Below are 14,055 nucleotides of genomic sequence, written 5' to 3'. Positions count from 1 at the left end.
GCTGCATGAAGCTGTGTTTACGCATTCGACAACAAGCCCCAATCAGCAGCTAATTGCATCAATGGACGTTGCGCGCAGGCAAATGGAGTTGGAGGGGTACGGGTTAGTCAGTAATTCGATTCAAATGGCGTTAGATATTCGCAACCAAATTAATAAACATCCCTTAATATCGAAATACTTCCGCGTACTAGGTGCCGATGAAATGATTCCGAGCGAATTTCGCTCGAGCGGTTTTGAGGACTTTTTGGCCCAAGGCATCAACTGGAGCGATGCCGTACTCGCCATTCGCGACGATGAATTCTTTTTGGACCCTACACGTATCACTCTAATTTGCGGCACAGCTGGGTTCGATGGAACACAGTTCAAGGGTTTGCTGGCCGATAAATATGAAATTCAGGTTAACAAAACATCACGTAACTCAGTGCTTTTGCAAACCAATATCAATAATACGAGAAGCGATGTAGCTCAACTGGTACACGTTTTACTTGAAATTGTAACGGAACTTGGGAAAAAACTAAGTCATTCAGGAGAAGAGGGCAACAAAAGCTTTAACGAACGCGTCTATAGTTTGATGAGTGATGTGCCCGATCTGCCTAATTTTAGCTACTTTCACGAAACATACCGAAACGACGTTGCAGGTGTAGCGGTTGAGGGAGATATTCGTGATGCATTTTTCAAAAGCTGGAGCCCCGAGAATTGCGAATATGTCGGTTTATTCAGCGACGAATGTGACCGTCGTTTACAAGATGGCCCGCCCATGGTGTCAGCGAAGCTGGTAATCCCTTATCCGCCTGGTTTCCCTATATTGGTTCCAGGACAAGTTATCAGCAAAGAAACAATATCTTTCATGCGCAAGCTGGATGTTAAAGAGGTGCACGGCTATGAAGCCAGCAGAGGTCTTCAGCTTTTAAAGCTTTCTTCTTCTGATACCCCTTAACATTTCTTCTACGTATTTCTTTGACTACGCCCCTTTCAGAATAGATGAAAGGGGCGAACGTGCGGAGCTTGTTTGATATGGCGACTTGGGAATGGGTAGTAGCTATTCTAAGAGGAAGTCCGGAGCTAGCAATATTTTTAGCCTTGGCAATCGGTTACTGGGTAGGTGGGATTAAGCTTGGTAATTTTAGCTTGGGCGCTGTCACGGGAACACTGCTGGCGGGGGTGCTTATCGGGCAGCTAGGGATTGATATATCCCCACAAATTAAATCTATCTTTTTTATTATGTTTCTCTTTGCTGTCGGGTTTGGTGTTGGCCCTCAATTTGTACGCGGTATTGCAAGTGATGGGCTCCCCCAGGCACTTTTTGCCATTGTAATATCGATGCTGTGCTTGGCTTCTGTATATATTGCCGCTTCTATTTCAGGGTATGGCCCGGGCTTGGCGGCAGGCTTGCTTGCAGGAACACAAACTATCTCCGCCTCAATAGGCCTTGCGACTAATGCGATAAGCCAGCTTGATCTTTCACCGGAGGAAATTCAGCAGCAATTAGATCTTATCCCCGTCGCGTATGCCGTTACGTATTTATTTGGAACAGTGGGCACCGGGTGGATCATCGCTTTTCTGGGGCCAAAGCTTTTACGCATCAACCTACAGGAAGAGTGTAAGCGCTACGAAAAAGAGATGTCCGTCGGCGCTTCCGAAGATGGTATGCATTCCGCATGGCATAAATACATCATTCGAGCTTATGAGCTTGCCACGCCCGGCTTGATTGCCGGTAAAACGGTATCAGAAGCAGAAGCCAGTGTTGATGGGCGCCTGTTCCTGGAAAACCTGCGCCGTGGAGAAAAGATTATTCCCTTTGATGGCGATACCGTTTTACAAGTAGGCGATATTGTTGCTGTCTCAGGTAATCATGAAGCGTTAGTAGAGTGGAGCAATCGGGCTAAGGAAGTCGCTGATCCAGAGCTTTTGAATATACCTGTTGAATCGGTCGATGTTTTTATTACCAATAAAAAAGCAAATGGGAAAAAACTTATTGAGCTTGCTCAGCAGCCTATGGCTCGAGGTGTTTACGTTACACGTGTTCGGCGAGGCTCAATGGGCGTAGATATCCCTTTATACGCGCAAACTAAAATACATCGTGGTGATATCGTAACTATTAACGGTACGAAGAAACATATTGACGACATAATTGGCGAATACGGCTTTGCTGACCGTCCTACCAGTGTTACGGATATGGTGTTAGTGGGTGCCGGTATCGTTTTGGGTGGTTTAATTGGTGCGATATCGGTTCCTGTCGATGGGATTCCAATTACGCTTTCTGTTTCGGGCGGCGCGTTGATTGCGGGTATTCTTATTGGGTGGTTACGTAGTTTCATACCGAAGCTCGGTACAGTGCCAAGCGCAACGCTTTGGTTTATGAACTCGGTAGGTTTGAATATATTTATTGCTGTGGTGGGCATTATGGCGGGTCCCACGTTTGTTGCTGGGCTTCAACAGGTCGGCTTCGAGATATTCTTCTGGGGGCTATTTGCAACCGCTGTCCCGATGGTACTCGGCCCATTGATTGGTAAATATATTTTTTGTTTCGACCCTGCGATTAATCTTGGCTGCTGCGGTGGGGCCAGAACGAGCACGGCATCTGTCGCTATGGTATCTGAACAAGCCAAAAGCAACGTGCCCATGCTTGGGTATACGGTGCCCTACGCTGTCAGTAATACGTTTTTAACACTGTGGGGCATGGTTATCGTTATATTATTATCATAACCATCTGTTTGATAATGCCTGCGCGGTTCAAGACCACCGCGCGGGCATTTTTCATTCACTTAAGCCAGAAAAGCCATCCAGTCGCCATGAACGGCATTCATGCAGTACCTGACGCGGATGCGATGAAAGTCGCGTTCGGCTGCGTTATGATAGCGGTCTGATTTCTTTCATGAACGATCCTTATCTACGAGGTTTCCCGCCAATGTTCAGCCGCGATATGACAATTGCCGGATTTGATGATGCGCTGTTTGACGCCATGCAGAAAGAAGTGGCCCGCCAAGAAGCGCACATTGAGTTAATTGCTTCCGAAAACTACGCAAGCCCCCGCGTAATGGAAGCGCAAGGCAGCCAGCTGACCAACAAATACGCTGAAGGTTATCCGGGCAAGCGCTACTATGGCGGCTGCGAGTTTGTCGATATCGCTGAAAACCTCGCGATTGACTACGCAAAAGAGCTGTTTGGCGCAACCTATGTGAACGTTCAGCCGCACTCCGGCTCCCAAGCCAACAGCGCGGTATTTTTAGCGCTGGTTAAGCCGGGCGACACCATTTTAGGCATGAGCCTGGACGCAGGCGGTCACTTGACCCACGGTGCCAAGCCTAGCTTCTCAGGCAAGCAGTACAATGCGGTTCAGTACGGCTTAAACGAGCAAGGCCTGATCGATTATGATCAAGTGGCTGAATTGGCCCGCGAGCACAAGCCGAAAATGATCATTGCCGGTTTCTCTGCCTACTCACAAATTGTCGATTGGGCCAAATTCCGCGAAATCGCCGACGAAGTAGGCGCTTACTTATTGGTTGATATGGCACACGTGGCGGGTCTGGTCGCGGCAGGCGTTTACCCAAGCCCCTTGCCTCATGCCCACGTGGTTACCTCAACGACACACAAAACGCTGCGCGGCCCGCGTAGTGGCGTGATTCTGTCAGCTGAAAACGATGCCGATATTGAGAAAAAGCTGCAGTCTGCCGTATTCCCCGGCGGTCAGGGCGGCCCGTTAATGCACGCGATTGCGGCAAAAGCGGTCTGCTTCAAAGAAGCCATGTCGCCTGAGTTTAAAGCCTACCAGCAGCAGGTCGTTAAAAATGCCAAGGTAATGGCCGGTGTGTTTATGGAGCGCGGCTTTGATATCGTTTCCGGCGGCACCGAAGACCACCTGTTCCTGCTCTCATTAATCAAGCAGGGCGTGACCGGTAAAGATGCCGATGCGGCACTAGGCCGTGCCCATATCACCGTTAACAAAAATGCCGTTCCTAACGACCCGCAAAGCCCGTTTGTTACCTCAGGCCTGCGTATCGGTACGCCAGCGGTGACGACACGTGGTTTCGGTGAAGAAGAGTGCCGTCAGCTTGCTGGCTGGATCAGTGACATCCTGGATGTGCTGGCCAAAGGCGAAGACACTAGCGCCGTTGAAGCCCAAGTGGCAGAGAAAGTGGCAGAAGTATGTGGCCGCTTCCCGGTTTATAAGTAACGTTGTGATAAAGGGGTTGCGTGAAGTACCAGGTTAGTCCGTAAGACTCACCAATTCACGCCATGCTTGAAAAAAGGCCTGCACGTTAAATCGTGTAGGCCTTTTGGTTTTAGCGACGCGTAAAAGTGAAATGATGCCTGATTACTCAGGGTGGGGGATAAGCGACGCCATCGCTTCGAGAATTTGATCAACGTCAGGGATGCGCCCATCCTGGTTAAATAAACACGTATGCTGTGGCTCGTACCTGGGCCAATAGCGGTAAGGCAGCGTCGAATAAAAGATGCCTAAGGTGGGCGTGTGCGTGGCCAGTGCCAGGTTTCTTACGCCCGTATCGCCACAAACAAGTAAATCTGCTTGGGCCATGGTGTGCGTCAGCTCCTCCAGGGGGAGTTTGTGCTGGATCGTAATGTTGGCGTGCTGCGCGGCCTCGGTGAGCAGGAAATCCCCTTTTTCACTCTCGTTGGCCCCTTCCAGCAAAATATGCTGATAATCAGGAAACTGTGAGGCCGCGCGTAACATAAGCGCCTTCCATACGTCCTGTGGAACAGATTTATTGGTTCCAGACGCGAAGGGGAAGTAGTAGATAGCGCGAGCGCTCTCGCTTGGGGAGTGAGCGGGCAGCGCAAAATCGAGCGGGTATGAGGGCTGGTTGCCGAATACGCTTAAGAAGTCGAGTAAGACCTCGGCTTCGTAATGGTAGTTTGAGCGGGGAAGAGTAACGTCATACAGCCAGCGGTTGTACCAGGGGCGATATGGAAACCCCATTTTTAAATGCGCACTGCTCAATAGTGTGAGTGCCCTTGAGCGAGAGGTATCCGCAAGGTCAAACACAATATCGAACTGACCAAGCGTTGTAAGCGATGTGTACTGTTCTTGAATGCCGGTTGATGTGTCATGGATGAAAATGTCATCGACCAGGTCTTCAGGCACGGCATAGCGATATTTACTAGTGGTTGCCAGCGTCACGTGCGCGTTGGGAAAGGTCCTTTTTAATTCAACCAGAAAGGGGCGGGCCGCCATATAGTCGCCAAAAGCACATTGGCGTATCACTAAAACACGCTCGATATCCTCGTGGCGTGTTTGGTTGGCCCACTGTAGTGATTTCTTCTTGAAATAACCTGATTTATCTTTCCATATCTTCATACTGCAGGGCCTGATAATAACGATTAAAACAGACGTTGTCTGTGAAAGAAGCAAGACGTTTGCTCGGTGACCAATAACGAGTGATCACTATGGATAGGCGTTAAGGTACCTGTTATTCACATTCTGAAAAAGAGTTAGTTGAGAAAGGGCTAACTCGTTGGCATTGGTCATGAAACTACTGATTTGCTGAGGACTCCATTTATCCAGGTTGGCCAGTGAACCAGACCTAACAGTCGCTTCGTCACTTTCCAAGCGGTGCGTAGGTGCTGATTACTGGTCGATTGGGCCAACTGGGGTGAGAGCCACTGGGCAGCCCGTTACGCTTTATCTCGTGACTAATTGTGCTGTTGTGAACACCTGTGGCCTTGGTGATCTGTCGCTGGCCCGAATGCATGATGCCGTACAGCTGGACCATCAGGCCAATGTATAGTTTTATACTGGCTGGCATGATCTTCAGGCAGGCGCAGGCTTTATTCGGCGTTTTGTTATGGGATTAGCTGAGGTCTAGGGCGGCTGTGTCTCCCCAATTCACCGTTCAGGCACTTTCATGCGACCCCTTAAGTTATTGTGTTTCTGGCGCTGGGCTACCCATCAGTTCGAGTAGCTGTGCTTCCTCCGGCATTCCTTGAATGCGGTCAATGCGCATAACGCCGCTGGCTACTTCACGCTGAAAAGCGCTGGTGGGCGTTGCGTAAAGTCCTAATGCGTCAAACAGCTGGTTATTCGTGTACACCTGCTCTTCAATATCACGGGGCTGTGCGCTGGCTGTTATTGCTTCCCCCTCTTCATGACGCTTGAGGGCGGCACTTGGGTCATCAGCCGCCAGCAGCGTGGCGGCTTTGGCAGGGCTATCAGGCGCTAAAATGCCCACCATGATATGGCGTAACTGTACCTCGCCTGCTTCTACCCACGGGCGGGTTTTCTTCCAAAATGCCTGACAGTAGGGGCAGTTGGCATCCGTGAAGGTGTATACCACCCTGGGGGCTTCGGTGCTGCCATCCTGTATCCAGTGACTATCTTCGAGTAGTTGCCATGTTTCGGCTTCCAATACTGCGCGGACATGCTGGTCCAGTTGGGCTTCCGTCAGGTTCTCGCCCTGGTGATCCGTTAGCGTGCCGACAATCGCGTGCTCACCATCGGGTGTTAAATAAATGGCTATTTCTTGGCCTTGGGCGCTCGCACCAAAACCGCTTAGCCCACCTGGCGCGTCAAACTGGCCATGAATTTCCCAGCCCTGGTCGGCCAATGCCTGCACCGGTGCAGGCAGCGCGTTAGCGTGGCTGATGTTGAAGCCTGCGAACAGTAGCAAGCCGCTGAGGGCTGTGGAGGTTTTAAAAGCATTGCGTTTTTTAAAAGAGACGTTAAGCGTACGGAGGGTAAGCGGCATCACAACATCCTTGCGTAAGGAGCATAATAAGTGACGCTAACCTATCAGAGCCTGTCACCGAAGCATACACAAACACCTCGGAGGGGTGTTTGTTGGAATTGGGGCATAGCACTTGAAACAGAGACGCCGCGCTACGAAAAAGTGGCCATGTTGATGCCGGTAGCGCATACAATGCATTGTGTTTTCTGGATTCATTAATCCCATGTATTGAACCAATGCAGCGTGTGTGTCAAATCGTTACAATGACGGGCTAGACACTGCTGTTATTGCATCATGGTCCGCGCTTAAACGCTGCAGACATAACGTTTGGGTCGATTGATGGATGAAAACGCGTTTGAGAACAGTCTTGAAAAACAGTGAGTGATAACAGGTTATAACATGCTTACTCGTGCGGCTTACAGCACGGACTGACAACAGGTTGACCGCTATGCATTGCCCTTTTTGTGGTGCTAATGATACTCGAGTGACTGATTCGCGTTTGGTAGCGGAGGGTGATCAGGTGCGTCGGCGCCGACAGTGTGCCAGTTGCCAGGAGCGCTTTACTACCTATGAAACGGCAGAGTTTTTGATGCCAAGAGTTGTAAAGTCGGATGGCTCGCGCGAAAGCTTTAATGAAGTAAAACTACGCGCCGGAATGTTACGCGCCTTAGAGAAGCGCCCGGTCAGCGCTGAAGCTATTGAAGCGGCAGTTGAGCGTATTCGCCAAACTCTGCGCGCCCGAGGCGATCGTGAAATCAATGCGCGTGATATTGGTGAGTCCGTGATGCAGGCATTAAGCAACCTGGATCAAGTGGCGTATATCCGGTTTGCCTCGGTCTATCGTAAGTTCCAGGACATAGACGAGTTTCGCGCTGAAATTGATCGTCTCTCCCAAGAGCCCTCTTTGCCATCGGAGCGTGATAAGGAAGATACGTAATGAGTACCGTTGCCGCGTTTAGCGACGCTGATCACCGCTATATGGCGCGTGCCTTGCAATTAGCCAGGCAAGGGCTTTATACCACTGACCCTAATCCGCGCGTAGGCTGCGTCATTGTACAGCAGTCGCCTGGCCAGCCCGAGCATATTGTGGGGGAGGGTTTTCATGTGCGGGCGGGCGAGCCGCATGCGGAAGTTCATGCGCTCAATACCGCGGGTGACAAGGCCAAAGGGGCAACGGCTTACGTCACGTTAGAGCCCTGTTTTCATACAGGGCGGACAGGGCCATGTGCGTTGGCGCTTAAAAACGCCCAGGTGGCACGTGTTGTGGTCGCCATGGTCGACCCTAATCCGCAGGTCAGTGGGCAAGGAATTGAGCTACTAAGGGAAGCCGGTATCGACGTGAAAATCGGCTTGTTAGAGCAAGATGCACGGGCGTTAAACCCTGGTTTTATCGCTCGTATGCAGCGTAAACGACCCTTTGTGCGCCTAAAAATGGCCATGAGTTTGGATGGGCGTACAGCGATGGGGTCGGGTGAGTCGCAGTGGATAACGGGTCCTGAAGCGCGCAGCCATGTTCAGCGCCTGCGCGCGCGTTCGAGCGCTATTTTGAGTGGCGTTGACTCGATCATTATGGATGATTCACGGTTGACGCTGCGGGCTGATCAACTGCAAGTAGCGAACGCTGACATCGTGGCGTTACGTCAGCCACTGCGCGTTATTGTGGATACGCGTTTGCGCCTGCCTTTAGCGGCGGCCTGTTTACGTGAGCCTGGCCGTACCTTAATAATGACCACGCCTGCACACTCGCCAGAAAAACGCGCCAAGTTAACGGCGGCTGGCGCAGAGGTGCATGTGTTTGAGGCGGGGAGCGATGGGCGTCTTCCGCTGGGCGAATTGCTTGGCTGGCTGGCTGAAAACGAACAGGTCAACGAGCTGCTGGTGGAGACAGGCGCCACGCTCGCTGGTGCGCTGCTGGATGCCAGGTTGGTGGATGAGTTGCAACTTTTTGTGGCACCCACGTTATTGGGGGGTGAGGCAAAACCGCTCTTTGCGCTACCTGGGCTTTCACAAATGGCGGATCAGCGGCGTTTAAGCATTCATGATATACGAGCGATAGGGCGAGATTGGCGTATTATTGCCTCGCCAGAGCCCGACTAGCGCAGGCGGCGATAGCAAGGTACTCTGTCGCAATTAATCGTGTCGCAATTGATCGTGTCGCAATTATCCGTATTGCAATTAGTTGTGTTGTAATTCAGTGCTGCTATCGGCTTTTGATGGTTGCCCGCTTATTGCTATCAATGTTGGCGGTACGTGGTTACGTAGTGCGCAGCCCCAGTGTTGCGCGGCATCGCATACGCTGCGAACTCATATTTAGGAGCTTCCATGGTGAACTCTTCCTCGGGGGGCTTAGCCTCTATTGCTGAACTGGTAGACGATATCCGCCAAGGCAAGATGGTCATCCTTATGGATGATGAGGGTCGCGAAAATGAAGGCGATATCATCATGGCGGCCGAAAAAGTGCAGGCCGAGCATATCAACTTTATGGCGCGGTTTGCCCGTGGCCTGATTTGTATGCCGATGACGCGCGAACGGTGCGAGCAGCTTAACCTGCCGTTGATGGTGCGCGACAATGGCTCAGGGTTTGGTACCAAGTTCACGCTCTCTATTGAAGCAACCCAAGGCGTGACCACGGGTATTTCTGCGGCAGACCGGGCGCGGACGGCTCAAGCGGCCTGTGCGCCTTATGCCAAACCGACCGACCTTGTTCAGCCGGGGCACATTTTTCCGTTAATGGCTGAGCCCGGCGGTGTGCTGCGTCGTGCAGGCCATACCGAGGCGGCCTGTGATCTGGCGGCGCTGGCGGGCTGTGACCCCAGCGGTGTCATTTGTGAAGTGATGAACGATGATGGCAGTATGGCGCGCCGCCCAGAGCTTGAGGCGTTTGCCCTACAGCATGGTATCAAAATCGGTACCATTGCCGACTTGATTCATTACCGTATTGTTCATGAGCAAACCGTTGACCATGTTGAAACATCAACGGTCATGACGTCCCAGGGCGAGCTGGCGCTGCATGTTTTCCGTGATCGTATTCAGGGCGCACATCATTTGGCGCTGGTGAAAGGGCAGCCCACGCCCGAGCAGACCACGACCGTACGCGTTCATTTAGCCGATACGCTGCGTGACGTGCTTGGTTTGGCGAAAGATGATCAGGGGCGCTGGAACGCCCATCGCGCCCTGGAAGAGGTCGCGGGTTCTTCCGCCGGCGTACTGGTGCTTATTGATGATGGCCGCCCACATCAGGATTTGAAAGACCAGTTGGATGTGTTTTTGGATCGTGTGCGCGCTCCGCGCACCAGTGAATCTGATGGCACAGGCAACTATTTAACGATTGGTACTGGCTCGCAGATTCTACGCCATCTAGGGGTAGGTAAGATGCGGCTACTAAGCTCACCGTGGAAGTTTTCAGCGCTCTCGGGCTTCGACCTTGAAGTGGTCGAGCTTGTGGGGCCTGATGACATCGCGTGTGAGCCAATTTCTCAGCAGGAATAAATTGATGCAATCCCTCTCTCAAGTAGAAGGCACGTTTGTCGACGTCGATGGTCGTTACGTTATTGTGGTTGGCCGGTTCAATCATCATGTGGTTGATAGCCTTGTGGAAGGCGCGATTGATAGTTTGACACGTCATGGCGTAGACGCCGAAAACATTCACCTTGTTCACGTGCCGGGCGCCTGGGAATTGCCGCTCGCTGTGAAGCGTGTTCTGAAGGTCATGAAACCTGATGCAGTGATTGCGCTGGGCGCGGTTATTCGTGGCGGTACGCCGCACTTTGAGTACGTGGCGGGCGGCTGTAATACGGCTATCAACCATTTACAGCTGGAGTTTGATACACCGGTTGCCAATGGCGTTTTAACCGTTGAGTCCATCGAACAGGCCATTGAGCGTGCGGGCACCAAAGCGGGTAATAAAGGAACGGAAGCTGCAATGGCGGCGATGGAGATGGTCTCACTGCTGCGCGCGTTACCGGCAGGAGAGTCACAATGAGCGAGCGCCGTGAGCGTAAGGCCTCTGCTGCCCAGCAGAGCCGTCATGCTGCCCGTGAGCTAGCCGTCCAGGGGCTTTACCAGTGGCAGATGACGGGTAAATCAATCACCGCCGTTGAAGCCGAGTTCCGCAGCCAGCTTGCCGATGACGACCTGGAAGATCATGAAAACTGGGTTAAGGTAATGGAGATTGCCGACAAGGCACTCTTTCATGAGCTTTTGCACAACACGGCACGCTATAAGATCGAGCTGGATCGCGAAATATCACCGTTGCTGGACCGCCGTCTGGAAGATCTGGATGCCGTCGAACTGGCGATTCTACGCTTGGGTGCCTACGAGCTTTCTCGCCGTATGGAAGTACCGTATCGCGTGGTGATTAATGAAGGCGTTGAACTGGCTAAATCCTTTGGCGCAACCGACGGCCATAAATACGTAAACGGTATTCTCGACAAGCTGGCTAACCGCTTGCGAAGTGCCGAAGTCAGCGCCCGCCGCCTGTAACGGCGCGCCGTCTGGTACTGTGTTAAGGGGCCTTTGTGCTTGCTGAATTTGATTTGATTCGCCGTTATCTGATGCCGTCGCAAGCGCCACTCCCGGCAGATGGTGTCGCACTGGGTGGTGGCGACGACGCCGCCCTGTTAGTGCCTAAAGCGGGTCATCAACTAGCGGTGAGCGTTGATAGCTCTGTCGTTGATGTTCACTTCCCGCAGGATGCGCCCGCCTTTGCGGTGGGGCATCGCTCGCTCGCCGTCGCATTAAGCGATTTGGCGGCCATGGGGGCAGACCCTCGCTGGTGCTTTATGGCGCTCACGCTTGATCAGCGTACGTTTGCCAATGATCACGCGATTCATGCCTGGCTTGAAGCGTTCGCCAAGGGGTTTCATACGCTTTGTCAGCGCCAAGCCACCACCTTGGCCGGTGGCGATGTTACCTCAGGTGCGCTTACGATTGGCGTTACCGTGATGGGCGAGGCGCCGACGGGGCATGCCTTGACCCGCGCCGGGGCAACGCCTGGCGATATGATCGCCGTGACTGGCGCCTTGGGCGGCGGGGCGGGTGGGTTAGCTCTTTGGCAACGTGGCGAGCGTGATCTTCAACACCCCTTGCTGCGTCGTTATCTCCTGCCTGAACCGCGCTTGGCCGCAGGTGTAGCGCTTCGAGGGCTAGCCTCCGCCGCTATTGATATTTCTGACGGGCTGCTGGCGGACCTTGGTCATCTACGCAAGGCGTCAGGTGTTGGGGCGACGCTCGATATGACATCGCTGCCGCTGGCGGAGGCGCTGGAAAGTAGTCTTGGCCGTGACGCTGCCTGCAACGCTGCGCTCTCGGGGGGGGACGACTATGAACTATTGGTTACTCTGCCGGCTGAGAACGTTGCCAGCGCGCAGCGCGCGCTTGGCAAGCTGGGGCTACCCTTAACCGTGATTGGCCAATGCAACGACACGTTGGGTGTAAAAGGGATTGCACCGAACCTGGGGACTGGCTGGCAGCATTTTAATGAGGGGGCGCCATGAACCGTGCACCACCAAGTGTGTGGCGTCGCCCGACACATTTTTTTGCGTTTGGTTTAGGCAGTGGAACGGTGCCTTGGGCACCAGGCACCTTTGGCACGTTGGCCGCAATTCCTTTCTACTGGATTATGGCGGACCTGCCCTTGGGCTGGTATTTGGGCATCGTGTTCGTGGCCTTTGTGATTGGCGTTTGGCTCTGTGATAAAACATCGCACGATTTAGGGGTGCATGATCATTCCGGCATTGTGTGGGATGAGTTTGTCGGCTACTGGATCACCATGGCTGCCGTTCCCTTCTCCTGGGAGGCGGCGCTGTGGGGGTTTATTGTTTTTCGTATTTTTGATGTGTTTAAGCCTTGGCCTATCCGCTGGGCTGACCGACGAGTGGCTGGTGGCTTTGGTATCATGATTGATGATGTCATGGCCGGGATCTATGCCTGGAGCACCATGCACTTATGGTATTGGTTGCACTAAAACGCAACCGCAGGTGACACTGGGCAACACTCACTTCCTATTCGTGCGGTTGCTCAAGGAGATGGCATGCGCAAGGAACGCTTAATTGTCCCTATTCTGGCCGCATTAGCCATTGTTTGGATGGTGGGGCAACTGCTATCCAGCGTGCTGTTTGAGCGCAGCCTCCGCCAAGCGCTGGAAGACCTGGAGGCACGGGGCGAGTGGCGCGTGTCTCGCGTCGAGCGCAGCCAGGGGTGGTTAAGTTCTCAGGGTCGCCTGCTGCTTTCCCCACTGCTGGGACGCCCCTGGCAATTGGAGCTTACTTACCGGGCACGTCACGGTATTTTAAGCACGGACGTTGAAGGTACTTTTCTGCCCCGGTTGGATACGGCGTTACAGCAGGCGGTAGGGGAGGTGACTGCCACCTCCGCACCACGTTGGAAAGGCCGTTACCACACGCTTAGCGGGCATAGTGAGCTGCAGCTGGCGCTGGCGCCGTTTATTATTCAGCAAAGCGGGCGGGAACTTGAGGTCCGTGGAGGGCGGTTGCGGTTGGAGGGCGTGTTTGGCGATTGGCGATTACGCGTTCGTATGGACCAGTTGGCGCTAACCGATGGCGCGGCACAGTTAACCCTGGGACCGTTGCTGCTTGAAAGCCGTTACACCTATATTGAAGATGCCCACCACTTCGCTCAGCGCGACCATCTGCATGTTGACGCCTTGTCACTTCACTACCCAGCCTATGACGTAAAACTGGCACCGCTGGATATACACAGCTACATGGTGCTGGATGAAAGTGAGTTGCGTCTCACTGGCGAACTCATTATGGGCGACGTTATGGTGCCTACGGAGGCACCCGATACGGCGCTGCTTAATGGGCATATTGTCATGGAGCTATCACGCCTTAACGCTGATGCGATACGCCAGGCTATCCGTCGGCTGCGCCAGGAAGCTGCTTGGGGAGATGCCAGCTTGCCGATGGCCGAAGGGCTGCTATCCCGGCTTGAACCTGACCTGCTGCAAATATTGAGTGACTCTCCGCGATTGGATGTTCTCACCGTAGACGTGGATAGCCCGCTGTTGGGGATTCGCGTTGACGCTGATGGCGCGCTCTTCTTCGATGCTCGAAAGCTGGATCAGCTCAATGTCACTTTGCTTGATAAGCAGGAAGAGCGTGCCCGTTGGCTTGAACGCCTTGACGGCGATTTTATTTGGCATGATGCACCGACAGTAGTCGCCTTATGGCTGGGCTTGCCGTTAGGAACCCGTGAGCTGCAGTTTGACGTTATACGCGGGAAGTGGCGTGTTAACGGTCGTCCCATGCCGGACCTCTGGTCGCAATAGACGGCGCCAAGGGTTGAAGTTTAAGCCTGTTGCCCGCATTCCATAAGCAATGCTAAGCGGTATATCCGCTAGTCACTGTTTACC

12 protein-coding genes and 1 pseudogene are annotated in these 14,055 nt (G+C 53.1%); 11 read left to right on the top strand and 2 right to left on the bottom strand.

Annotated elements, in window-relative coordinates; genetic code table 11:
* The 3 genes and pseudogenes from ACT3RQ_RS16875 to glyA all read left to right on the top strand — a co-directional run.
* Positions 1-937 (top strand): annotated as a pseudogene (locus ACT3RQ_RS16875) (ornithine decarboxylase); the annotation flags it as partial.
* Positions 938-1,014: 77 nt separating this feature from the next.
* Entirely contained in the window at positions 1,015-2,706 is a 1,692-nt protein-coding gene (aspT, locus tag ACT3RQ_RS16870; protein WP_444680931.1) for an aspartate-alanine antiporter, read from the top strand.
* A gap of 202 nt (positions 2,707-2,908) precedes the next feature.
* Positions 2,909-4,174, top strand: coding sequence for a serine hydroxymethyltransferase (glyA, locus tag ACT3RQ_RS16865; RefSeq protein ID WP_193055063.1), 1,266 nt, complete (start codon positions 2,909-2,911; stop codon positions 4,172-4,174).
* 141 nt (positions 4,175-4,315) lie between these two features.
* On the opposite strand, the gene ACT3RQ_RS16860 is transcribed toward glyA, so the two are convergent.
* Both ACT3RQ_RS16860 and dsbG read right to left on the bottom strand, forming a co-directional pair.
* A complete protein-coding gene (locus tag ACT3RQ_RS16860) occupies positions 4,316-5,317 on the bottom strand; it encodes a glycosyltransferase family 9 protein (protein ID WP_444680930.1) in 1,002 nt (333 codons plus the stop codon).
* Between the two features lie 562 nt (positions 5,318-5,879).
* On the bottom strand, positions 5,880-6,704 hold the full coding sequence (gene dsbG, locus ACT3RQ_RS16855) for a thiol:disulfide interchange protein DsbG (protein WP_444638623.1): 825 nt from the start codon (positions 6,702-6,704) through the stop codon (positions 5,880-5,882).
* Positions 6,705-7,131: 427 nt separating this feature from the next.
* Between dsbG and nrdR the strand changes: the two genes are divergently transcribed.
* From nrdR to ACT3RQ_RS16815, 8 genes are all read left to right on the top strand, one after another.
* Positions 7,132-7,620 carry a transcriptional regulator NrdR gene (nrdR, locus tag ACT3RQ_RS16850; protein ID WP_172116157.1) on the top strand — a complete coding sequence of 163 codons (489 nt, stop codon included), beginning with the start codon at positions 7,132-7,134 and terminating at the stop codon, positions 7,618-7,620.
* Positions 7,620-8,780, top strand: a complete 1,161-nt coding sequence (gene ribD / locus ACT3RQ_RS16845; RefSeq protein WP_444680929.1) for a bifunctional diaminohydroxyphosphoribosylaminopyrimidine deaminase/5-amino-6-(5-phosphoribosylamino)uracil reductase RibD — start codon at positions 7,620-7,622, stop codon at positions 8,778-8,780. Before nrdR ends, ribD begins: the two co-directional genes overlap by 1 nt.
* A gap of 225 nt (positions 8,781-9,005) precedes the next feature.
* Positions 9,006-10,172 (top strand): bifunctional 3,4-dihydroxy-2-butanone-4-phosphate synthase/GTP cyclohydrolase II, encoded by a 1,167-nt coding sequence (ribBA, locus tag ACT3RQ_RS16840; protein WP_444680928.1) that lies wholly within the window; start codon positions 9,006-9,008, stop codon positions 10,170-10,172.
* A gap of 4 nt (positions 10,173-10,176) precedes the next feature.
* The gene (gene ribH / locus ACT3RQ_RS16835; RefSeq protein WP_193055044.1) at positions 10,177-10,665 is read left to right on the top strand and encodes a 6,7-dimethyl-8-ribityllumazine synthase; all 489 of its coding nucleotides are present in this window, start codon (positions 10,177-10,179) and stop codon (positions 10,663-10,665) included.
* Entirely contained in the window at positions 10,662-11,165 is a 504-nt protein-coding gene (gene nusB, locus ACT3RQ_RS16830; RefSeq protein ID WP_444638627.1) for a transcription antitermination factor NusB, read from the top strand. The genes ribH and nusB overlap by 4 nt, the downstream gene beginning before the upstream one ends.
* Before the next feature lie 35 nt (positions 11,166-11,200).
* On the top strand, positions 11,201-12,178 hold the full coding sequence (thiL, locus tag ACT3RQ_RS16825; protein WP_444680927.1) for a thiamine-phosphate kinase: 978 nt from the start codon (positions 11,201-11,203) through the stop codon (positions 12,176-12,178).
* Positions 12,175-12,648 carry a phosphatidylglycerophosphatase A family protein gene (locus tag ACT3RQ_RS16820; RefSeq protein ID WP_193057415.1) on the top strand — a complete coding sequence of 158 codons (474 nt, stop codon included), beginning with the start codon at positions 12,175-12,177 and terminating at the stop codon, positions 12,646-12,648. The genes thiL and ACT3RQ_RS16820 overlap by 4 nt, the downstream gene beginning before the upstream one ends.
* A 66-nt stretch (positions 12,649-12,714) precedes the next feature.
* Positions 12,715-13,971, top strand: coding sequence for a DUF945 family protein (locus ACT3RQ_RS16815; protein ID WP_444680926.1), 1,257 nt, complete (start codon positions 12,715-12,717; stop codon positions 13,969-13,971).
* Positions 13,972-14,055 lie beyond the last annotated feature (84 nt).

Source organism: Halomonas sp. AOP43-D1-4 (genome assembly GCF_052446175.1).
Taxonomy (GTDB): Bacteria; Pseudomonadota; Gammaproteobacteria; order Pseudomonadales; family Halomonadaceae; genus Vreelandella; species Vreelandella citrativorans.
This window is presented reverse-complemented; position numbering and strand designations above follow the sequence as displayed.

Bases quoted from the DNA above. Each gene is read 5' to 3' on its own strand.
- aspT (WP_444680931.1), top strand. From the start codon at position 1,015: ATGGCGACTTGGGAATGGGTAGTAGCTATTCTAAGAGGAAGTCCGGAG.
- glyA (WP_193055063.1), top strand. From the start codon at position 2,909: ATGTTCAGCCGCGATATGACAATTGCCGGATTTGATGATGCGCTGTTT.
- ACT3RQ_RS16860 (WP_444680930.1), bottom strand. From the start codon at position 5,317: ATGAAGATATGGAAAGATAAATCAGGTTATTTCAAGAAGAAATCACTA.
- dsbG (WP_444638623.1), bottom strand. From the start codon at position 6,704: ATGCCGCTTACCCTCCGTACGCTTAACGTCTCTTTTAAAAAACGCAAT.
- nrdR (WP_172116157.1), top strand. From the start codon at position 7,132: ATGCATTGCCCTTTTTGTGGTGCTAATGATACTCGAGTGACTGATTCG.
- ribD (WP_444680929.1), top strand. From the start codon at position 7,620: ATGAGTACCGTTGCCGCGTTTAGCGACGCTGATCACCGCTATATGGCG.
- ribBA (WP_444680928.1), top strand. From the start codon at position 9,006: ATGGTGAACTCTTCCTCGGGGGGCTTAGCCTCTATTGCTGAACTGGTA.
- ribH (WP_193055044.1), top strand. From the start codon at position 10,177: ATGCAATCCCTCTCTCAAGTAGAAGGCACGTTTGTCGACGTCGATGGT.
- nusB (WP_444638627.1), top strand. From the start codon at position 10,662: ATGAGCGAGCGCCGTGAGCGTAAGGCCTCTGCTGCCCAGCAGAGCCGT.
- ACT3RQ_RS16820 (WP_193057415.1), top strand. From the start codon at position 12,175: ATGAACCGTGCACCACCAAGTGTGTGGCGTCGCCCGACACATTTTTTT.
- ACT3RQ_RS16815 (WP_444680926.1), top strand. From the start codon at position 12,715: ATGCGCAAGGAACGCTTAATTGTCCCTATTCTGGCCGCATTAGCCATT.